The organism is Desulfosporosinus sp. OT (assembly GCF_000224515.1).
Lineage (GTDB): Bacteria > Bacillota > Desulfitobacteriia > Desulfitobacteriales > Desulfitobacteriaceae > Desulfosporosinus.
Window position 1 is genome coordinate 75,069 of sequence record NZ_AGAF01000187.1, and the last position, 19,577, is coordinate 94,645.

Below are 19,577 nucleotides of genomic sequence, written 5' to 3' on the forward strand. Positions count from 1 at the left end.
ATGTCTTAGTTCGCATACTCTATTTGGATTTGATCATACTAAAAGCGATCAATGAATCAATTCAAAGAGGTGGGTATTGCTATGACAACAACACTTTATGTCGGAAATCTCCCGTGGAATACTACAGCGGACGAACTCGGTCAATTCTTTAGCGAATATGGGCAGGTAGAAAGCAGTCGGATTATTACCGACCGTGAAACTGGCCGCTCACGAGGATTTGGCTTTATCGAAGTCGAAGAAGCGGATGCAGAACGCATGGCTGTAGAACTTAATGGAAAAGATTTTGGTGGACGCCCTTTAACCGTGAATGAAGCTAAGCCAAAACAAATGTAATACCCTGCGGACTGTAAGGGAGGCCTCCTGACATGCTTGTGGGGGTCTCTCTTATGCTTTAGAGGAATTTGTGGTTTTTGACACAAATTCAGAAATGGGTTTATTCGCGCTAGTAAATGTTTAATATAGAGTGTAGAGAGATTAAAAATCCTAGAGTAAGATAAAGATAAAAGAGGGGCGGGAAAGACTTGATTTTACGAGTTGAAGAGGTGTCTGTTTTAGCAGCTCGTGTTCTTTCTGGCGAGCGTCTGAAGCATACGTTAGGTGTTGCTGATTGGGCTGAAGATTTAGCCAGACACCATGGTTTAGATCCGGTCAAAGCTCGTTGTGCAGGGTTAGCACACGATTTGGCAAAAGGAATTTCGATAAAGGATCAGTTAAGTTTAGCTCGTCAGTGGAATTTGCTTAATTATCCTGAAGATGAACAAAACCCACATATTTTGCATGGGCCTCTTGCTGCTTATTGGTTGGAGCATTATTATAGGGTAGACGATACAGAGATCTTGGCGGCGGTTGCGAATCATACGTTAGGAAGGCCAGGAATGTCGCCAATGGAGATGCTTATTTACAGTGCTGATTTAACCGAACCCAATCGTGACTTTCCAAAAGTGGACAAGTTGCGACAATCCCTGTATGATGATTTAGAAAAGGGTACATTAGAATGTGTCAAAGGCACTTTAATATACTTGAAAGAAGGCAACCACCCGATTCATCCCTTATCTCAATTGACTTATGAGGATTTACAAAGGAGGCAAACTATTGGAACTGGATCAAAAAAAGCTTAAAGAAATTGTTGGTATTGTCGAAGACAAAAAAGGCGGAGACATTTCTCTTTTGAATTTAACGAGTATTTCGATGGTCACAGATTATTGTTTGATTGTGACCGGGAATACGACGACGCAGGTTAAAGCGATCACGAATCATCTGGAGGAAAAGTTGCCAGAGATCGGAATTCCGGTTGCTCATCTTGAAGGGCTGCCGGCTGCCAAATGGGTTTTGATGGATTGTGCGGGCGATTTAGTCATTCACGTGATGACTCCTGAACAACGTGAATTTTACCAGCTTGAACGTCTTTGGAAAGATGCGGAGGCTGTTTCATTCAGTACTAGCGGAATTTAAACCAAACACGCAAATGCAACGATAGGGAGTAGTACTAAGGAATCCTCATTCAGAGAGACAGCGGTTGGTGAAAGCTGTTGGGGGGGACTTCAGGAACTCGCCCTGGAGCTGTGTTCAGGTTGCAATGAACACCGGTGCGAGCCGTTAACATCGTTTGAGCATAGTTAAAATTGGGTGGTACCACGGGAGCAAGCCTCTCGTCCCTTTAGAGGACGGGGCTTTTTACTGTTTTAAGGGGGAAAGATTTTATGCAAGAGAAGTATTCGTTTTCGGAGATCGAATCGAAGTGGCAGAAATACTGGGGGGAGAGCAAGGCTTATAAGACAGAGGAGAAGTCCTCAAAGCCAAAGTATTATGCCTTGGCTATGTTTCCCTATCCTTCGGGAAATTTGCACATGGGGCATGTGCGTAACTACTCGATCGTGGACGTCATTGCGCGCTTTAAACGGATGAATGGATTTAATGTCCTCCACCCGATTGGCTGGGATTCCTTTGGCTTGCCGGCGGAAAATGCTGCGATTAAGAATCAAACGCCTCCGGCCGATTGGACTTGGAAAAATATCGCCAACATGCAGCTGCAGTTGCAAGGAATGGGTCTTTCCTATGATTGGGACCGCGAAATAGCCACCTGTCATCCGGGTTACTATAAATGGACTCAGTGGCTGTTCTTAGAGTTTTACAAACATGGTTTGGTGTATAAGAAAAAAGCTGCTGTGAACTGGTGTCCTTCTTGTGCTACTGTGCTGGCTAATGAGCAAGTGGTGGATGGAGGGTGCGAACGTTGTGACACCCTTGTGACGAAGAAGAATCTGGAGCAGTGGTTCTTTAAAATCACAGATTATGCTGAAACGTTGCTTCAAGACTTGGATAATATGCCGGGCTGGCCTGAAAAGGTTAAAACAATGCAGCGCAACTGGATCGGCCGTTCTGAAGGGGTGGAAGTTCAGTTCGCCTTGGATGAGCGTCCGGAGAAGATTTCGGTGTACACCACTCGGGTTGACACTCTTTATGGGGTGAGCTATGTGGTTTTGGCTCCGGAACATCCGCTTGTCTTAGAGTTGGTAACCGGAACGGAATACGAAGCAGATGTGCTGGCTTTTATTGAGAAAATGAATGGCCTTAATGAAATCGCTCGGACTTCTACGGAAGCTGAGAAGGAAGGGCTATTCATCGGGGCGCACTGTCTCAATCCTCTAAGTGGGGAAAAAGTTCCGATTTGGATTGCCAATTATGTTTTGCTTGAATATGGAACAGGCGCGGTCATGGGCGTGCCGGCGCATGACGAACGGGACTTTGAATTTGCAACAAAGTATCAACTGGAGATCAAGACGGTTATTGTGCCTGCAGGAAGTACTCCGGAAGCGAAAGATCAGCCACTCGAGGCTGCTTATACAGGGGAAGGGGTCATGGTTAATTCGAATTCCTTTGATGGTTTAAACAGTGATGAGGGTTGGGATCGGATTGCCGATGAAGCGGAGCGCCGCGGCGTGGGTCAACGGAAAGTTAATTTCCGCTTGAGGGATTGGCTCATTTCTCGGCAACGTTATTGGGGAGCGCCTATTCCGATGGTTTATTGTGAGTCCTGTGGAACAGTGCCGGTTCCCGACGAGCAGTTGCCCGTAATGCTTCCGACGGATGTCGTCTTCAAAACAGGGGAAAACCCGTTGGCCTCATCGTCATCGTTTACTGAAACGACGTGCCCCAAGTGTGGGGGAATTGCTCGGCGTGAGACGGATACGATGGATACTTTCGCTTGTTCCTCGTGGTATTTCCTGCGTTATACAGATCCTCGCAACACGGAGGCGCCCTTTTCTCAAGCGGCAGTCGATCAGTGGATGAATGTTGATCAATATGTCGGTGGAGTGGAACATGCGATTCTTCACTTACTGTATGCGCGGTTCTTTACGAAAGGATTGCGAGATTTTGGCTATTTGAAAGCGGATGAACCTTTCCAGAACTTGCTTACGCAAGGTATGGTGTGCATGAATGGCTCGAAGATGTCCAAATCCAAAGGGAATGTTGTCAGCCCAGAAGTGATTATTGGCAAGTATGGGGCAGACACGGCAAGATTATTTATCCTGTTCGCTGCCCCACCGGAGAGAGATCTGGAGTGGAGTGATCAAGGGGTTGAAGGGTGTTATCGGTTCCTTAACCGCATTTGGCGTTTAGTTGCTCAATATGAGCCGATCATTAAGGACGCTCATAACCAAGCTTCAGCTTCGCTAGGTCAAGCAGACGAATGGGGCAACCTGGATGCAGCTGGTAAAGAAATGCGTCGCCACACACATTTGGCAATTCAGAGAGTGACGACAGATATCGGAATGCGCTTTAACTTTAACACGGCAATTAGTACCATCATGGAATGGGTTAATGCTTTGTACATCTATAAGGAGCAGCCGACGGCAGTGACTGCGGTCGGACGAGAGGCGGTCGAAGCGATTCTGATTCTCCTGGCCCCGTTTGCTCCGCATATCACGGAAGAGCTTTGGCTGGAAATTGGGCACACAGAGAGCATTCATAAACAGCCTTGGCCTAAAGTGGATGAAGCGGCCCTCGTTCAAGATGAAGTGACTGTAATTCTGCAGGTTAATGGCAAGGTCCGTGATCGGATTCAAGTGGCTGCCGATATATCGGCTGCCGAGCTGGAAAAGATGGTGCTTGATACGCCTAAAGTGGTGGAATGGACCCGTGGGAAAGCGATTGTTAAGGTGATTACGGTTCCGGGTAAGCTGGTTAATATAGTAGTGAGGGACTTGTAAGACACAGCGTTCGGTGCTTACGACGCAGAGCAAACTAACCGTGAAAGCTCCTGGCTTTGGGGAGCGGGGTTCATCCTTCGGCGATAGCATTATTTTAAAGAACCCGCCTACGGCGATAATCTCCACTGGAGACTATCGTGCCAAAAGCGCCATCCTTGGCGCATTGGCGGCAGCGCACGTCCTTGTGCGCTGCCCCGTATCTGGGGTCGGTCGCTTTCACGGAAGTTTGCTTTTCTGCTTACGTAAAGACCTCGCGCTCGTGTCTTACTGCGTCCTGGGCTTGGGACGGGGGACGGAAGGCTGGGGAGACTGAAAATCTGCTAAAGAATTCCTAGAAATATACTAAAGAAGGATGCCATATAGCATCCTTCTCGTCATTGGGACATTATTAGTTTTACTTGGCGATACCCGAACAATTTTTATATTAAATCTTGTGGCCTGTAAAATTCACATTCTAGCTTTCTAAAATCTTTAGCATTCCAAGTTAATACCGACAACTCCAAACTTTTTGATTTCTCAGCTATGTAAACATCTACTAAATCAACATTTACTCCTCGGAACTGAGCTAAGACACGTTGTACTAAACCATCTTCGTCAAGCTCAACTTCATCAGCTTCAATGAAATCTTCGAAGACTCGCAAAATCGTTTCTTTAGCAAAATTATATACTTTTCGTAAGACCCAGTAAGCTTCAATGAGAACAATTGACTGAACATGAAATGCTATATCGCCTTGTTCCATAAGCTGAACTAATTGCTCAATCTGAGTGTCATCATCCTTCGTAAATAAACGAATAAGAATATTAGTATCGACTATCATTTTCTTATTCATCTGTTAACTCCATTGACCTCTCATTAAGTTCTTTTGCCCGTTCTGCCCTGGCCAAATCAATTGCTTCCTCCACATTGATGTTTTTGGCAACTTTTAGCGCTCCCATTACTCCTCGAATTGACTTCTTGATTCTGGGTTGGACTTCAATAATTCTTTCATTTTCATCTAAGACAAAGGCTAATCTATCTCCTTCGTTAAGGTTTAAAAGAGTTCTCAATTCTACTGGAATAGTTAGTTGACCTTTGCTAGTTAATTTTCCAGAGAGAAGTTGTTTTGTCATAATAAATGTACCTCCACCAAAAAAGTATTACCTAAATTTTAAGTAATACTTTTTTAAAAGTCAAGTTCTTCTGTTAGACATTAGGTTTTAGGGCGGGGGGACCTGGTATAACTGCCGGCAGCATAGGTCTGTGTGCACTACCTCGTATCTGGGGTTGCTTTCCTGGAGTTTGCTTATTTGCTTAGGTGAATACTCCACGTTCGTATTATACTGCGTCCTTGGGCTTGGGCTCCGGGGAACGGAAGCGCTGGGGGGACGGCACGTTTCATGTGCACTGTCGGAAATTATGCAAACTAAAAATAGAGGGGCGTAGCGAAACTTAGTTTCGCTACGCCCCTTACTAGTTATTCTCCTTGAGCTGCCGCATTTACATCAGTTACCATTTGCTGAATTTCAACAGTGGTGTCTAGAGCTAAGTCATCAGCTGAGACAATTGCGGCTTGGTACGCTTCCAGGTTTCATCAAGAACGTCTGTTTCTGTTACACCAGCATCTTTTAGATCCTGTGCAGTTATGCTCGTAGCATCCCCGTCTTGAGCAATTCCATCGATTTTGGTGATCGCTGCATTGGTTACAGCGGCAGCTTGGGCTGTGTTGATGTCGGTTACCATTTGTTGAATCTTATCCGTGGTGTCCAGTGCCAAGTCTTCTGCTGAGGAAATCGCTGCTTGGTACGCAACTAAGTTCGCATCAACAACATCTGCTGCTGTAACCCCAGCATCTTTCAGATCCTGTACTGTTATATTGGTGGCATCTCCGTCTTTATCAATTCCGTCAATCTTGGTGATCGCTGCTGCTTTAGCGGCAGCGGCTGCAGTTTGGTTTGCAGTCATGTCCGTGATAATACTGTCAGGAACGACGGCTGTACCACCTAGAGCGGTGACAACGCTGGATTCAGACAGTTTACCGCTAGCATAAGTCGTGCCCTCATTTGTTGCTCCATTGGTCAGTACGATCCCGGCATGGTTTTTGGCAGCAAGAGGTGTCCCGGCAAGAGCGTCGATGGCTGTTTCACCATTTGCCACGAAGACGTTATCATACGTTAAAATGTCGTCAAAGGCTTTGAGCACGGCTACATTTGTGTCGTAGGCTGTGGTTCCAAAGTAGCGTGTTGCGCTTGGCAAATCATCTTTTACGGTATCGCTGATTACGCCAGTTCCACCGATAACATCCGTTGTGACGACACTCGTATTTGTAGTTAAGAAATCTTGTACACTAGCAGGGATTTCATTTTTTTCAGTTAAGAGAATCGGTTCGGTTTGAGCAGAAGCAATCGGGGCGATGGAGAGAGCATCTTGGTTCAGCCAACCGTATGCAACAGCAACTTTGTTGATCGATGCACCCAGTTCAATCATTTTATTAGCGATATTTACAGATGTTTCGAAGCGATCAGCTCCACCCAGGGAAATAACTTCTATGCCCATGTCCGTTAACTCATCCAGAACGGATTGACTGATCACGGCAGTTCCGCTGGTCACGTAAACTTTCTTAACTTCAAGTTTTGCAAGTTCAGCTTTGGTGTCCGAATTGAGTTCTGATCCAGGCTCTTGCAAGAGGATTGGGGCATTAAGGAACGTTGCGAGCGGACCAGAGGTTAAGGCATCAACCATTCCGTAAGAAGCTGATGATGCGAGAATGGCGGTATCCGTGGTGCCTGTTTGTTCAGCTATTTGTACTGCAGTTTGTGCAGCGGTATCTCCTGATAAGCGAGGTGGAATTGTACCTACAGCAAAGGCGTTGAACGGGAGCATACCTAATGTCATACCTGCGATTGTTAAAGAAGCTAAGGCTTTATTCATGTTTTTCATTTGTAAATTTCCCCCTCGTTATTTTAGTATTTAAAGATTAAAATAAACTTTAACGGTTTTAAATTGATTTGAAACGGATTGTTTCGTGAGCACAGATAGAAATATAACAATAACAAGGATAATAATCAATAGGAAATTGAAGGAAAAAGATAGAGTTTAATTTTAATTGCCTTAATGTAAGATATTTCTCAAATGAAATACTGTTATATTATTTATGGGCAGTATTATAAGAAGAGAGTTTATTTAAACGTAATAAATTGCAACTGTTATTAAGGTTTTGCTTTGATTTAAATTGATATAGAAAGCGCTGTAAATGTTTTTGTTAAATCTTTATTATGTAAGCTTATTGGCTTTCGACTGAAGGTTATATGGCGTATGTGCAAAAGGGGATCGTTTAAGAAACAGGGTTTTAAATAAGGTTAATAAAGGTGTAAAAAGACTGATATCAGTTAACATCTTCTTAACATAATTAATGAGTGTCTTTTTACCTGTGCATGTTATAATTTCACTAAGATCAAGAACATAATGGTATAGGTTTAATGAGTGTGCCGAAGAAAAAAATAGGGAATTGAGTCATATCATGAGGTTGTTAACCTTATGATGAAAGTCGGGTATAGCTTGCAAGAATTGTTAGCTAGGTTTGGAATATAGTATCAAGAGAGGTGGGTTCAGTAACTAGTCGCCAAACAGAAGATAATTGGTAGGAAGTGGAATACAATATAAGAGAGCGACATAAAAGGAGTGTATATTTTTGCAAAAAGTATATGTACTCGATTCTAGTGTGTTACTGCATGACCCTAATGCGCTTTTTCAATTCCAAGATAACGATGTAATTATTCCCTATGTGGTCTTAGAAGAAATAGAAAGTAAGAAACGGCTTTTGGAAAATGTTGGTCGAGCCGCCCGAGAGGCTATTCGTCATCTTGATCGATTACGCAACGATGGTCAACTTTCACAGGGGGTTCTCTTGCCAAACGGAGGAAAAATCCGGATTGAGTTAAATCATTACTCTAATGAAATATTGCCGGTAAACTCGAATCTAGCTTTAGCAGATAATCGAATTCTAGCGGTTTCTTTAAATTTAGGGCGCGAGGAAAAACGTGCTGTCGTTTTGGTTACTAAAGATATCGCCATGCGTGTTAAGGCAGATGCCTTGGGTATCTTAACGGAAGATTATTATAATGACAAAGTGGTTCTGCCTCCGATTATGGATGAGATCTTGATATTGCCGCTTGGGGATAGCGAAGTTGATGCACTTTACCAAAATAAATACATCCCTCTGCAGGTGCCTTTGATGCCGAATCGCTGTGTAAAAGCAGTTTTGAGTGATGATTGTATTCTGCCTCTTGTGTCTTCTCCAGATGGAAAGAGATTAGTTTATCAGATGGAGAAAAGTCGAGCATCTTGGGACATTAGACCGAAGAATACGGAACAGTCTTGGGCCATGGAAATGCTCAATAATCCAGAGATTAAGCTGGTTAATCTGATGGGGCCAGCAGGTACGGGGAAGACTCTGCTGGCCTTGGCGAGTGGTCTGGAACAAACGGTTCACGATGAGGTATATATTAGAATGCTTTGTGCCCGGCCGATTGTACCATTCGGCAAGGATATTGGCTTTCTTCCTGGGGAGAAGGATCAGAAGGTTCGTCCGTATATGCAACCAATTTATGATAATCTTGAGTATTTACTTCGTCCGCGGCGAGAAAAAGAGCGGGAGCGAGGTGGCGATTCGATTGTTGACAGCGCGATTGACCTGCTAATCAAGAAGAGGCAACTTGAAATTGAGGTGCTGACCTATATCCGGGGCCGGAGTATTCCTAATCAATTCATGATTATTGATGAAGCACAGAACCTTTCAGCACATGAAATTAAGACGATTATTACTCGAGCTGGTGAGGGAACGAAGATTGTGCTTTGCGGGGATCCGGATCAGATTGATCATCCTTATTTAGATAAGGAGAGTAATGGGTTAGCTTATGTTGCTTCTCGGTTAAATGGTCAATCTTTCTATGGCCAGGTTCGACTGATTCATGGCGAACGAAGCGAGCTGGCTACGCGGGCGGCGCGGTTGCTATAGAGGACTTGTATGGGGGACTTGTATGACACAGCGTTCAGTCCTACGACGCAGAGCAAACTAACCGTTCAAGCTCCTGGCTTTGGGGAGCGGGGTTCATCCTTCGGCGATAGTATTCTTTTCGGGATCGCGGCTTCGGCGATATTCTATCCTACGCCGGTAAGAATTCATCGAGGGATCACGGCTTCGGCGATACTCTCCACTGGAGACTATCGTACTGGAGACTATCGTGCCAAAAGCGCCATTCGCTGGCCCGCGAAGACACTGTCTTTGCACGTATTAGCCCTTCTTGCAGACACTGTCTTCGCACGTATTAGCCTTCTTGCAGGATGGCTGAGTGTCCCTGAAGCCCGCGAAAACACTGTTTTCACACGAATTACCCTTCTAACAGACACTGTTTTCGCACGTATTGACCTTCTTGCAGGACGGCGAAAAGGGACCTTGTGCACTGCCCCGTATCTGGGGTCGGTCGCTTGAACGGAAGTTTGCTAAACTGCTTACGTAAAGACCTTGCGCTCGTGTCATACTGCGTTCTGGGCTTGGGTCGGGGAACGGAGTGTTGGGGAGACGGCACATTTTATGTGCACCGTCTAATAGCTAGAGGGGAATGTGACGCAGGAGCACAAAAACAGCAGATTTTTAAAAGTCTGCTGTTTTGCATTTTCCTGCTAGTATCAAGGGGGTGTCTAAAGAATTGCTGAAAAGTGACCTTAGGGCGTTAATTAAATCACCATGCAACGCAATAATAGTAGATTTTTAGAACATAATACTACTATGTTCTAAAAATTCAATCATTGAAAGGAGAGTGCTTTACTTTGACAATATATGATTGGTACAAAAGAATTCGGCAAGGATTAAAAGATAGAAACAAGCTTAACGAAATAGCTAAAAAAGTTATAAAGTAGATAATTGTACCTGGTAAAAGAGTTAAGGCCACAAAAAATGTGGCCTCTTTTTATTTATCTTCGATTTTCCTAATACGCATATTTGGATTTGCGGAACTGAACCTATTCGTTAACCGTTAATGTTTCATTTTGAAACTCATTGCCTATAACGCTACCAAATATTATTGAACTGATATCACGCGTTGATGAACTCCCTAGTTCGATAAGTTCGAAAGTCATTTGCGTTTCATTCCAAATGATTTTGTAAATGACTGATGAGATTTTGACTAAATCACCTTCATACACATCAATTCCGTTTTCATCAGAAAAACCTGTCCACTGAAGCAATTCGAATTTCCCGATTGGTTCCCACGATCTACCTGGTACACTCACTGCAAATGGGGCAGAACTCTGTGTATCAAAACTTACGGCTTGGGGTTTCAACATTTTCTCTTTGACCTTGTCCCAAACTCTCAATTTTAGTTTTCTCAATATGTGGTACCCCCTTATTACTCTAGAAAGGCCTTTACTAAAGGTACGCTAGAGGAAGATGTTTTTAAGAGGGTTGAGACGCTTGTATCTTTTACCATTGAGGAAAAAGGGTGAGAATATGGTGAACATAGTTAAATGACACTAGTTAGAACCGCCCAATTCGACAGGATAGATCAGATTTCTCAGCAGGAAAAAGAAGGAATAAAGCGAAAGTGAATTAACCATGGTTGTATGAAGAGAGAGTTTAATAGTTTCAGATAATTTGGCGTGGATCGTTGATATATGGATAAGAGCATATAGAAGATAAGGTAAAGGGAGGAGCGGTTGCCAATGGAACGAAAGCTTCGCTATGCTTGGTGGTTTGTACTGATTGGCCTTGTGATTGTTGCCATTTGGAAGCTCTTTCTACCTCATGGTTCTAATGCTTATCTTCAAAAAACGGTTTCAAGTCGGGAGATCGTAGTCTATGTTGCTGGCGCAGTTGAGAAACCGGGGCTTGTTCATTTAGCTCCGGATGCTCGTTTAGATGATGCTTTGAAGTTGGTCAGTCCTTTGCCTGAGGCTGACCTGGAGAGTATGAACCCGGCTGAGAAACTTAAAGATGAGCAAAAGGTATTTGTGCCGCATAAGAGTATTCTTCTTTCGCCGGAGTCGACAGTGGTAGGGAATCCAATAAATGTGGTTGGCAGCGTTAATCCAGCGTCGATAGGAGGGAAGATTAATATTAATACTGCTGGAGCTGCTGAACTGGACAAGCTGCCGGGAGTTGGTCCGGCGTTGGCGGAACGTATTCTGCAATATCGGACTGAACATGGACCATTTGCTCGTCCGGAGGACTTGGAAAATGTTTCGGGAATTGGTACTAAAACTTACGAAAAAATGGCTTCGCAAGTGACGGTTGGCCCATGAGAGACGTCTGGATCGGGCGAGCTGCAGCCCTCTTGCTAGGGGGCCTTAGTGGAGCGTATTTGCCGGAACAGGTGCGTCTTTGTTTGGGGGGGGTTCTCGTTTTGCTGGGGGTTCGTCTGATATTGTGGCGGCCCCGTGATTTTTTTGGTCGGGTGTTTCGCCCGGAGATTCTCTTGCTAGGAGCCAGTCTTGTGCTTGGTTATACGTATGGTGCCCTTGCGGATCGTATCCTGCCGGAGCCCCTTAGCTTGAACCATGTTGAGGTTGCTGGTTTTTTAAAAGATTGGCATATCGAAGAAGATAAGGCTGTGGGGATAGTATGCCTTGAAGATGTGGAATTGGACACTGTCGTGCAGAAGAACAGCAGCAAGGCGATAGAAAATGCGGCGGAGGCACCGGCGGATCTTCGAGGTGAGTTAAAAGGTCAGACCTATCAATTGACTGTTTATGCCGATAAGTTGGGGCAGATACCGGGAGAGTGGAAGCGGGTTCTGCCCGGGGACCTGTTAGGTTTCCAAGCGCATTTGGAAAGACCTAAATCACTTGGGACACCCGGGGCATTCGATCTACGTCTTTATGATGCAGTTAGAGGGTTAAGTGGTACGCTAAGCGCGCAAGGGGATGTTGTACTGCTTTCTGCGGGGGAGCCAAATCTAACCTGGAGGCTTCGGCAGCAGGTTCGAAGTCGGCTTGAAGGCTGGGATCCTGAGGAAACGGGGGTTTTAGAGGGCATCTTCTTTGGAGATTCCAGTCGTATTCCGGATTCAGTTCAGGAACGTTACAAAGTGACCGGAGTTCTTCATGTCTTTGCGGCTTCGGGTTCCAATGTAGCCTTTGTGTTAGGATTATCTTGGATGCTCCTATGGTTTTTACCTAAGAAAATTCGAATTAGCGGAACGATTCTAGCGCTTCTATTTTATGCTGCGCTTTGTGGAGGAAATGCCCCCATTGTCAGAGCGACCGTTTTGGGAATTGTCGTTTTGCTTGGACGGTTAGGGCGGGGCCAGGTGGCAACGTTGCGTTGGTTGTTGTTTGCGGCAGTAGGGCTCTTTATCCAAAATCCTTTAATTATTCGGGATCTCGGCTTTCAGCTTTCCTTTGCAGCTGCCTGGGGGATTATTGTACTTACCCCTCGGATTATTAAAGGGAAGGTGTTTGAACGGATCCCCAGTCTCTTTCGGTTAGCTGTTGCTGGCACATTAGCGGCGCAGGCGGCAACGCTTCCGTTGTTGATCATGGCTTTCCATCGCTTATCTTTGATCGGTTTTTTTGCCAATGTCTTTATCCTTTTTATATTAGGTAGTGTGCTCGAAGTGGGGCTCATCGGGGTGGTGCTTTCTTTTTCTGGGGTGTTATCTGCACCACTGTTTCAAGTCAGTTTATGGCTTTTGGCTGGGACGAATTCGATTTTAAAGGTATTGGCAGAATTGCCCTATGCTGATGTCTGGGTGCTAAACCCGGGTTCTCTCTTTTGGGTAATCTGGTACGGTGGAATCGGGATTATATTGTGGGGAAAACGTCGCGTGCTTTTTATGGTAAGAGTAAGGTTGCTCCAGCTTGGCAGAGGGTTTAGAAGGATAACAGCAAAGATGCAGGAACGATGTCCTGGAGCCTTTCAGCGAGTTGTGCAACCTCTGATCTTGAAAATTGCTCTATATTTGAGATTTGAAAATAAATTATTTGCTCGTTGGGGTGGGATACTGTTTATCGTTCTTTTGCTGTGGAGTCCATGGAATTCCCGGCACGATCTGGAAGTAGTCATGATCGATGTCGGGCAAGGGGATTCGATTTTGATTCGCACGCCAAAGAAGCATGCTATTTTGTTGGATGCTGGACCGCGCAGTGAACGGTTTGATGCTGGGGAGCGCATTGTCCTGCCGTATTTATTGCAAACTGGTACGGGGCACTTGGATGCCTTGTTGATCACCCATGAACATCAAGACCATATCGGGGGAGTTCGAGCGGTGTTTGACAATATCCCGACAGACTGGGTAGGTGTGCCCGCTGTGGTCGATCGACTGGAAAATGAAGAATGGAAGGCGGGGCTTCCGTTTGGGCGAACCAGTCAATCAGAAGAACTACGCACGCTTCAGGCTGGAGATCGGCTTGAGCTCGATTCTGGGGCCTGGTTGGATGTCTTGGGCCCGCATCGGGTTCTTAGTGGGACGCATTCGGACCCAAACAATAATTCCTTGGTGTTAAAACTTAACTACTTAGGGCAAAGTGTCTTGCTCACGGCGGATATGGAGCAAGAAGAAATGGAAGAAATTTTCGAGACAGGTGTCGATGTGGAGACTAATATTTTTAAGGAGCCGCATCATGGGAGCCGGTTTTCTCTGTACAGACCTTGGTTGGATGTTATTCATCCTCAGGCAGTATGGGTTTCGGTGGGGAAAAACACGTTCGGACATCCTGCGCCTGAAGTTTTACAGTATTGGGAAGAACGCCACATCCCGGTTTTTCGGACGGATGAACAAGGCACTTTGCGACTTTTGTTAAGTGAACGTGGGATGGAAATCATCCCTGGCCGTTAATTTGTTGTGCATTAATCAGATATTTAGAGAATTATTCCCATTTATTATTCCGAGGATGTATAAAAAGGAAATAATGGGCAACAATAGCAAGGAACATCTCTTTTCTCCTCCTCTTTCTTTTGCCCCTTCACGATCCGTTGACCGTGGAGGGCTTTTTTTGGTATTAGCAGACCCCCATGCCGTTTAAAGGTACCATGAAGATTGAAAATGAGTTAAAATAAGCAAGGGGTGAGCTAAGAAAATGCGTGAAATTGAACGAATTAAAGAAAGTATCGTGAAGGGAAAGATTTCACCTGTTTATTTGTGGTATGGGGAGGATCGCTTCTTAATTCAAGAGGCCTTGCAAGTCCTTAAGTCGTTTTATTTCACGACAGATCCGTCTGGAAGCGGGATTGAATTGGTTTCTGCAAAAGAGCTGTCTCCAGGTGGCATTGTAGAGCGGGCCAATACGATGTCCTTCTTTGCCAACCACCTGGTGGTTGTTGAAGAGGTCACCTATTTTCAGGACGGACAAACGGCAGACTTGGAGCCGTTCTGGGACTACTTTTCCAATCCTAATCCCTCCACTTGTCTCTTATTTATAGCAGGGAATGTGCACAAAGGAAGAAAGTTTTATAAGGCTATAGACCGGGCTGGGGAGATTTTGGAATTTTGTGGTCCGAAGCGACCGCAGGAATGGCTTGCCTGGGTGCAGTCGGAATTAAAAATACGGGGAAAATCGATGGATACTCAGGTAGCAACTCAATTTATTGAATGGGCAGGACATCATACTGGCGTTTTGAGTCAGGAATTAGATAAGCTTGTAATTTTTACTGGCGATCGACAAAAGATAACGGTGGAAGACGTTAAAACTATTACGCCTCGCACGATAGAGGCCAGTATCTTTGATCTCTTGGACGCGGTGGCGAATCGAACATCGGCTAAGGCTATCCAAACGTTGCAGGAGGTGTCGCGTGAAGAGCACCCTTTGAAGATCCTAGCGCTGCTGGTTCGTCAAGTACGGCTTCTTTTAGGCTGCAATGCTTTGCGCAAGCGAGGCGGAAATGTAGCCGAAGCCCCTTCTTTGTTGGGAATTTCTCCCTATGAAGCGCAAAAAGTCTGGCAACAATCCGTTAGGATATCGACAGACCAATTGGCAAAGGCGTTGTCGGAGTGTTTGAATACTGATTTGGCGTTAAAGACCGGGGGAGGGGATCCTGGATTATTATTGGAAATGATGATTATTAAATTTTGTGGGGAAGAAGTGTCTTAGCACGATCGCACACGTTGCATCGCTATTCGCTTGACGCTAAGGCTAAAACTCAAAACCTCTGGGCTTTCTGCATGTCAACCGTTGAGTTTCTTAACGCCTTATCCTCTGCGCTCATTGACGCGATTTCACTAAAGTGCTCACTAAGCTAAGACACTTCCTCTAGGCTTGGGGTCGACGGGGGAAAGGTGGGAGGGGAGGAAGTGTCTTAGCACATTCGCCGCACTGGCTATCCTTGGACAATAAAAATACAAAAGACATAGGACCTCTTGGAGGTTGCTATGCCTTTAAATCTAATGCTTTTTGCAGTTTATTAATTAACTCTTCATATTCTCCCGGTCCAAACTGGAGGTCGATTCTAAATAATAGTTGGCTTCTACTAATCGTATGTATTTTATTGGTTCTTACATAGGTCTCCTTCCTAAGTTGAACTTTCGCATCAAATTCAGACTTTGGAGGTTGACTTGTGCACAAACAAACAACTACGTCATCGTTTTTATCACATTGATTACTAAGTACGAAAACTGGAGAGTTTCTAATGTAATCTCTTATCTCGAACTTGGCAAAAAAGAAATCTCCATGTTGGGCATCATATCGCAAATCACTTAGATCTACCATAAATCGCTCTCAACTCTTCCTCATAGAAATCCTGGAAATAATCCTCTTCTTCTATCATAACATTTTCCTCGGAAGGCGTGAGGGTAACCGGTTGTATCTTATCTAATCCCAGTTCCTGCTCCATTTGGTCAACAGTCAATTTATCGGACATGTTATTCTCTCCTATATAATTTACAGATGACCATAGACGCTTTTCTAAAAGGATATCATTAACAATTACCATTAAACCTTCCTCCTCTCTAAACTAAGTATATAACTAGAAAAAGGAAGATTCAATACATATAAACTAACCAGACTGGCATATTTTTACTCTGTTTAATTTTGAACGAAATTCAATCACCGACAGCAGATACTTTCCTCCTTTACGTGTAAAAACAAGATGAGTGAAAAAGACATAGCCGAAACTTATACTTTCTTGCTTATATAAAAAAGCAGATAAAGTAAATTTAGTTGGCGCCCACGAAGACACTGTCTTCGCACGTATTAGCCTTCTTGTTAGCCTTGGCGAGGGTGGTTGCCTAGTTGCCCTTATGTTTAAAAAGTTATAAAGCAAGTTTATACTTGCTGACAGCACAAAAAAAGAAAGCTGTTCAAGCTTTCCTTTTTTGTCTGCTTTTTTACCCGACTTGGGCGAAATGTTTACTAAATCTTTTCGTAAGACGGGATTTCTTGCGGGCCGCAAGGTTCTTATGAATTAAACCCTTGGAGGAGGCTTTATCCAAAGCACGAGCAGCCTTTTTCAAAGCGAGTGCTGCAGTCTCGGAATCTGTGCTGATTGATTCTTCGAAACGGCGAAGTGTTGTCCGTAAGGAAGATCTAGCTGAAGCATTCTTAATCGTGCGAGCTTTTGCCAACTCAACTCTTTTGATGGCGGATTTAATGTTTGGCACTAATAGTCACCCCCTTTGGTAATTATTCCTCGGTTGTACACAAACTACATTTTAACATTTACATAAGAATTTATCAAGGAAAATAAAGAGATTAATGATATATTAATAAATTTCATTTATTTTGTTTAAACTATGCTTGGAGTCTAATGACGCTTTAGAAATAAAGTGAGATAAAATGATTGGAGGGTTTTGTAATGTTAGGAATGATCGTACGGTTTGTCGTTTCGGCTGTGGTATTGCTTCTGGTAAGTTATATTGTCCCGGGACTTCGAGTGGCTGGTTTTACAGGAGCCTTGATCGCTGCATTAGTCATTGCTGTCGTAGGTTATGCTGTTGAAAGAGTGTTCGGAGATAAAATCACGCGAACGGGACGTGGGGCGGTTGGTTTTATAACGGCTGCCGTAGTGATTTACATTAGCCAGTTTATTGTGCCAGGTTCTATTTCGGTTTCCATTATTGGTGCGTTACTAGCATCGCTCGTTATTGGGATTGTCGATGTTTTTGTTCCCACGACGCTTCGTTAGTTTATATTTTTTGTTAGTAGTTTAGTCATCTTTCCGGATTATGCATGCAATTTATGAAAAAAATGTACTGTAATGTTCTACCTTGGACTTGTCTTTCATACTTCTTCATTAAGAGGAAGGGGGACAAGTCCTTTGTTACGGGAAGATTTTTATCATCGGCATAGCAAAAATAATTTTCGAATTTGGAATGTTAGAGAATGGGCTCGAGGGATGCTGCTAGGATTTGTAAGTTGTCTAATTGTTGTAAGCTTAGTTTATGCCATTCATAGCGGAAGTTCCCGTCAATTGATTAGTTTCTTGAGCCAGCAGTCGTTTCCGTTTGAAGCTATTTTAATGGAAGGAGCCCCGGGCTATTCTCAGCCGGAACGCGCACGTTTGGATTTATTAAGGAGCCAAGGGGCAGCGGTTGGAATGTTTTTATTAACAGGGGTTAATGTAGCAGACCCTCGGACATTTTTTCTAGGCTATTTTTCACCTCCTCCACAAGGTCCCGTTTGGCTGGGGTGGGCTTATAACCCTGATGATCCGGAGTTTGAAGGGCCTATTCTTGAACCGCTCGAAAGTGACACTGCAAAACCAGATGGAGAGGATGTGACTCCTTCGAATCCACCCCCAACTCTCGTTCCAGGAGCTAAAGGGATTAAAGTGGGGATTTATAATACGCACAACAGTGAATGCTACTCTGGGGATGGTGGTCCTGAACGGCGGACAGGGGAAAACGGAGATGTCGTTACAGTCGGAGATTCATTAATGAAAGACCTTGAAAAGGAGGGAATTGGTGCAGTTCACTCGTCTCAAATACATGATGCCGTGGATTTCATGAAAGCGTATGGAAAGTCCGTAAAAACAGCCACACAAATGATCGAGGATTATCCTAATATAAAGATTCTGTTAGACATTCATAGAGATGGGTTTCCTGCCGGAGTTCCCAAGCGAACGGTCACAGTGAACGGGCGCCAGGTAACGCAGGTGTTAGTGATCATCGGGAAGATGAATCCCCACTGGCAAAAAAACGAGAAATTAGCCAAGGAACTCATGGCTTTGGCAGAAAAAAAATACCCGGGGCTCTTTTCGCCTAACATTAGTTATGCTGCCGATGCTCGGTATAACCAGCATCTATCAAATGGCGGGTTGTTGTTGGAATTTGGAAGTCAGTGTAATACGTTAAGTGAAGCCAATGGTGCAGCAGAAGCCGTGGCAGAGATCTTAGCGGATTACTTAAAGAATGAAAAAGTTTCTTAGTCCACAACAAGTATGCAAGCAAGAACCGTCCCCACTTGCACCCGGCTGCATTCTTACGGACCAAGCGTATTTGCGTCAAAGACGCAAACAGCGCTGCGCCGTGCTTCCCCGTCGGACCCAAGCTAGAGGAATTTTCTTAGCTTGGAGAGCGCTTTAGCGGAATTGCGAAACTTCCTCCCTCTTTTACCACCACGCGAAAGATGCTATAATTCGGAAGATAGATTAGGACGATGGGGAGAAGGGGTTAACTCATATGTCATCAACCAACCGTACGCTTGTAAAGGCAGCTGGGTTTTTAATGGCTGCTCAGTTGGCTTCGCGAATCTTAGGTTTTTTTCGTGAAACGTTGATAGCTGGCTTTTTTGGACAAAGTGGAACCACAGATGCCTATAATACTGCGTTTATTCTTCCGGATTTATTATATTGGTTACTTGTGGGCGGAGTTTTAAGTGCCGCCTTTATTCCTGTCCTCTCTGAGTATATTGCCAAAGACAAAGAGGACGAGGGCTGGCGGGTAGTCAGTTCAGTGGTGAATTTGATATTTCTTACTTTAGGAGTCTTTGTTTTTATCGGGTTGATCTTCACTCCCCAATTTCTCCATCTGGTAGTTCCGGGGTTTGAGAAAACTGGAAATATTGGTTTGGCGATTAAATTGACTCGAATCCTTTTGATCCAGCCCTTGTTTATGGCCTTAAGCGGATTGACAATGGGGGTTTTGAATTCTTACAAGATTTTCTGGCCGTCAGCGTTGGGTACTGTGCTCTATAATGCCAGTGTTATTTTTTTTGGAACGATTCTAGCCAATCCGGCCAAGCCTGATAGCATTTCTGGTTTTGCCTTTGGGGTCGTTGTGGGAGCGTTCGCAAGTTTTGCTGTACAAATTCCTGCTTTGCGAAAAGTGGGAGTGCGTTACCATCCGCTTATAGACTGGCACCATCCCGGTGTCCGGCGGATAGGCGCTCTTGCTGTGCCTATCATTATTAGTTATTCTCTGAACTCCATACAGGTGACGTTCAACAATAACTTTGGATCG

At 44.5% G+C, this 19,577-nt stretch carries 21 protein-coding genes and 1 other annotated feature; of the genes, 14 read left to right on the forward strand and 7 right to left on the reverse strand.

Annotated elements, in window-relative coordinates; genetic code table 11:
* The first annotated feature begins 81 nt into the window (after nucleotides 1-81).
* The 5 genes from DOT_RS18580 (at nucleotide 82) to DOT_RS18600 (ending at nucleotide 4,524) form a co-directional block, all read left to right on the forward strand.
* Entirely contained in the window at nucleotides 82-333 is a 252-nt protein-coding gene (locus DOT_RS18580) for an RNA-binding protein (protein WP_009622056.1), read from the forward strand.
* 188 nt (nucleotides 334-521) lie between these two features.
* Nucleotides 522-1,118 carry a bis(5'-nucleosyl)-tetraphosphatase (symmetrical) YqeK gene (gene yqeK, locus DOT_RS18585; RefSeq protein WP_009622058.1) on the forward strand — a complete coding sequence of 199 codons (597 nt, stop codon included), beginning with the start codon at nucleotides 522-524 and terminating at the stop codon, nucleotides 1,116-1,118.
* On the forward strand, nucleotides 1,093-1,452 hold the full coding sequence (rsfS, locus tag DOT_RS18590; protein ID WP_009622060.1) for a ribosome silencing factor: 360 nt from the start codon (nucleotides 1,093-1,095) through the stop codon (nucleotides 1,450-1,452). Before yqeK ends, rsfS begins: the two co-directional genes overlap by 26 nt.
* Before the next feature lie 9 nt (nucleotides 1,453-1,461).
* Nucleotides 1,462-1,660, forward strand: a binding site (T-box leader).
* Nucleotides 1,661-1,700: 40 nt separating this feature from the next.
* Nucleotides 1,701-4,211 (forward strand): leucine--tRNA ligase, encoded by a 2,511-nt coding sequence (leuS, locus tag DOT_RS18595; RefSeq protein WP_009622062.1) that lies wholly within the window; start codon nucleotides 1,701-1,703, stop codon nucleotides 4,209-4,211.
* Between the two features lie 13 nt (nucleotides 4,212-4,224).
* Complete coding sequence (locus tag DOT_RS18600; RefSeq protein WP_139024248.1) at nucleotides 4,225-4,524, forward strand: hypothetical protein; 300 nt, start codon at nucleotides 4,225-4,227, stop codon at nucleotides 4,522-4,524.
* A gap of 106 nt (nucleotides 4,525-4,630) precedes the next feature.
* Here the strand turns inward: DOT_RS18600 and DOT_RS18605 are convergent, their stop codons facing one another.
* The 3 genes from DOT_RS18605 to DOT_RS18615 form a co-directional block, all read right to left on the reverse strand.
* The gene (locus DOT_RS18605; RefSeq protein ID WP_083824180.1) at nucleotides 4,631-5,041 is read right to left on the reverse strand and encodes a PIN domain-containing protein; all 411 of its coding nucleotides are present in this window, start codon (nucleotides 5,039-5,041) and stop codon (nucleotides 4,631-4,633) included.
* On the reverse strand, nucleotides 5,034-5,321 hold the full coding sequence (locus DOT_RS18610) for an AbrB/MazE/SpoVT family DNA-binding domain-containing protein (protein ID WP_009622068.1): 288 nt from the start codon (nucleotides 5,319-5,321) through the stop codon (nucleotides 5,034-5,036). Before DOT_RS18610 ends, DOT_RS18605 begins: the two co-directional genes overlap by 8 nt.
* 412 nt (nucleotides 5,322-5,733) lie before the next feature.
* Nucleotides 5,734-7,128, reverse strand: a complete 1,395-nt coding sequence (locus DOT_RS18615) for a cell wall-binding repeat-containing protein (protein ID WP_009622070.1) — start codon at nucleotides 7,126-7,128, stop codon at nucleotides 5,734-5,736.
* Between the two features lie 751 nt (nucleotides 7,129-7,879).
* Here DOT_RS18615 and DOT_RS18620 point away from each other — a divergent pair.
* Complete coding sequence (locus DOT_RS18620; RefSeq protein ID WP_009622072.1) at nucleotides 7,880-9,205, forward strand: PhoH family protein; 1,326 nt, start codon at nucleotides 7,880-7,882, stop codon at nucleotides 9,203-9,205.
* Between the two features lie 9 nt (nucleotides 9,206-9,214).
* On the forward strand, nucleotides 9,215-9,679 hold the full coding sequence (locus DOT_RS18625) for a hypothetical protein (RefSeq protein WP_009622075.1): 465 nt from the start codon (nucleotides 9,215-9,217) through the stop codon (nucleotides 9,677-9,679).
* Between the two features lie 530 nt (nucleotides 9,680-10,209).
* Here the strand turns inward: DOT_RS18625 and DOT_RS18630 are convergent.
* Complete coding sequence (locus DOT_RS18630) at nucleotides 10,210-10,578, reverse strand: YopX family protein (RefSeq protein ID WP_009622077.1); 369 nt, start codon at nucleotides 10,576-10,578, stop codon at nucleotides 10,210-10,212.
* Nucleotides 10,579-10,908: 330 nt separating this feature from the next.
* Here DOT_RS18630 and DOT_RS18635 point away from each other — a divergent pair, with 330 nt between their 5' ends.
* From DOT_RS18635 to holA, 3 genes are all read left to right on the forward strand, one after another.
* Entirely contained in the window at nucleotides 10,909-11,487 is a 579-nt protein-coding gene (locus DOT_RS18635) for a helix-hairpin-helix domain-containing protein (protein ID WP_009622079.1), read from the forward strand.
* Nucleotides 11,484-14,021 (forward strand): DNA internalization-related competence protein ComEC/Rec2, encoded by a 2,538-nt coding sequence (locus DOT_RS18640; RefSeq protein WP_009622080.1) that lies wholly within the window; start codon nucleotides 11,484-11,486, stop codon nucleotides 14,019-14,021. Before DOT_RS18635 ends, DOT_RS18640 begins: the two co-directional genes overlap by 4 nt.
* 241 nt (nucleotides 14,022-14,262) lie before the next feature.
* Nucleotides 14,263-15,273, forward strand: coding sequence for a DNA polymerase III subunit delta (holA, locus tag DOT_RS18645; RefSeq protein WP_009622084.1), 1,011 nt, complete (start codon nucleotides 14,263-14,265; stop codon nucleotides 15,271-15,273).
* A 276-nt stretch (nucleotides 15,274-15,549) separates the two neighbouring features.
* Here holA and DOT_RS18650 read toward each other — a convergent pair whose 3' ends face one another.
* The 3 genes from DOT_RS18650 to rpsT form a co-directional block, all read right to left on the reverse strand.
* Nucleotides 15,550-15,888 carry a type II toxin-antitoxin system PemK/MazF family toxin gene (locus DOT_RS18650; RefSeq protein WP_009622086.1) on the reverse strand — a complete coding sequence of 113 codons (339 nt, stop codon included), beginning with the start codon at nucleotides 15,886-15,888 and terminating at the stop codon, nucleotides 15,550-15,552.
* The gene (locus DOT_RS18655; RefSeq protein WP_009622087.1) at nucleotides 15,872-16,111 is read right to left on the reverse strand and encodes a hypothetical protein; all 240 of its coding nucleotides are present in this window, start codon (nucleotides 16,109-16,111) and stop codon (nucleotides 15,872-15,874) included. Before DOT_RS18655 ends, DOT_RS18650 begins: the two co-directional genes overlap by 17 nt.
* Before the next feature lie 394 nt (nucleotides 16,112-16,505).
* The gene (gene rpsT / locus DOT_RS18660; RefSeq protein WP_009622090.1) at nucleotides 16,506-16,778 is read right to left on the reverse strand and encodes a 30S ribosomal protein S20; all 273 of its coding nucleotides are present in this window, start codon (nucleotides 16,776-16,778) and stop codon (nucleotides 16,506-16,508) included.
* A 194-nt stretch (nucleotides 16,779-16,972) separates the two neighbouring features.
* Here rpsT and DOT_RS18665 point away from each other — a divergent pair, with 194 nt between their 5' ends.
* From DOT_RS18665 to DOT_RS18675, 4 genes are all read left to right on the forward strand, one after another.
* Nucleotides 16,973-17,302 (forward strand): phage holin family protein, encoded by a 330-nt coding sequence (locus DOT_RS18665; RefSeq protein WP_040412785.1) that lies wholly within the window; start codon nucleotides 16,973-16,975, stop codon nucleotides 17,300-17,302.
* A gap of 132 nt (nucleotides 17,303-17,434) precedes the next feature.
* The gene (locus DOT_RS18670; protein WP_009622092.1) at nucleotides 17,435-18,544 is read left to right on the forward strand and encodes a stage II sporulation protein P; all 1,110 of its coding nucleotides are present in this window, start codon (nucleotides 17,435-17,437) and stop codon (nucleotides 18,542-18,544) included.
* Complete coding sequence (locus tag DOT_RS30655; protein WP_157998493.1) at nucleotides 18,528-18,701, forward strand: hypothetical protein; 174 nt, start codon at nucleotides 18,528-18,530, stop codon at nucleotides 18,699-18,701. Before DOT_RS18670 ends, DOT_RS30655 begins: the two co-directional genes overlap by 17 nt.
* Nucleotides 18,702-18,797: 96 nt before the next feature.
* Nucleotides 18,798-19,577, forward strand: a 780-nt coding sequence (locus tag DOT_RS18675) for a lipid II flippase MurJ (protein ID WP_040412788.1), incomplete at its 3' end; no start/stop codon positions are given.

Excerpts from the sequence above, each read along its gene's own strand:
- DOT_RS18640 (WP_009622080.1), top strand. The coding sequence starts at position 11,484 with ATGAGAGACGTCTGGATCGGGCGAGCTGCAGCCCTCTTGCTAGGGGGC.
- holA (WP_009622084.1), top strand. The coding sequence starts at position 14,263 with ATGCGTGAAATTGAACGAATTAAAGAAAGTATCGTGAAGGGAAAGATT.
- DOT_RS18610 (WP_009622068.1), bottom strand. The coding sequence starts at position 5,321 with ATGACAAAACAACTTCTCTCTGGAAAATTAACTAGCAAAGGTCAACTA.
- leuS (WP_009622062.1), top strand. The coding sequence starts at position 1,701 with ATGCAAGAGAAGTATTCGTTTTCGGAGATCGAATCGAAGTGGCAGAAA.
- DOT_RS18605 (WP_083824180.1), bottom strand. The coding sequence starts at position 5,041 with ATGAATAAGAAAATGATAGTCGATACTAATATTCTTATTCGTTTATTT.
- DOT_RS18650 (WP_009622086.1), bottom strand. The coding sequence starts at position 15,888 with ATGGTAGATCTAAGTGATTTGCGATATGATGCCCAACATGGAGATTTC.
- DOT_RS18625 (WP_009622075.1), top strand. The coding sequence starts at position 9,215 with ATGGGGGACTTGTATGACACAGCGTTCAGTCCTACGACGCAGAGCAAA.
- DOT_RS18655 (WP_009622087.1), bottom strand. The coding sequence starts at position 16,111 with ATGGTAATTGTTAATGATATCCTTTTAGAAAAGCGTCTATGGTCATCT.
- DOT_RS18665 (WP_040412785.1), top strand. The coding sequence starts at position 16,973 with ATGTTAGGAATGATCGTACGGTTTGTCGTTTCGGCTGTGGTATTGCTT.
- DOT_RS18615 (WP_009622070.1), bottom strand. The coding sequence starts at position 7,128 with ATGAAAAACATGAATAAAGCCTTAGCTTCTTTAACAATCGCAGGTATG.
- DOT_RS18580 (WP_009622056.1), top strand. The coding sequence starts at position 82 with ATGACAACAACACTTTATGTCGGAAATCTCCCGTGGAATACTACAGCG.
- DOT_RS30655 (WP_157998493.1), top strand. The coding sequence starts at position 18,528 with ATGAAAAAGTTTCTTAGTCCACAACAAGTATGCAAGCAAGAACCGTCC.
- DOT_RS18635 (WP_009622079.1), top strand. The coding sequence starts at position 10,909 with ATGGAACGAAAGCTTCGCTATGCTTGGTGGTTTGTACTGATTGGCCTT.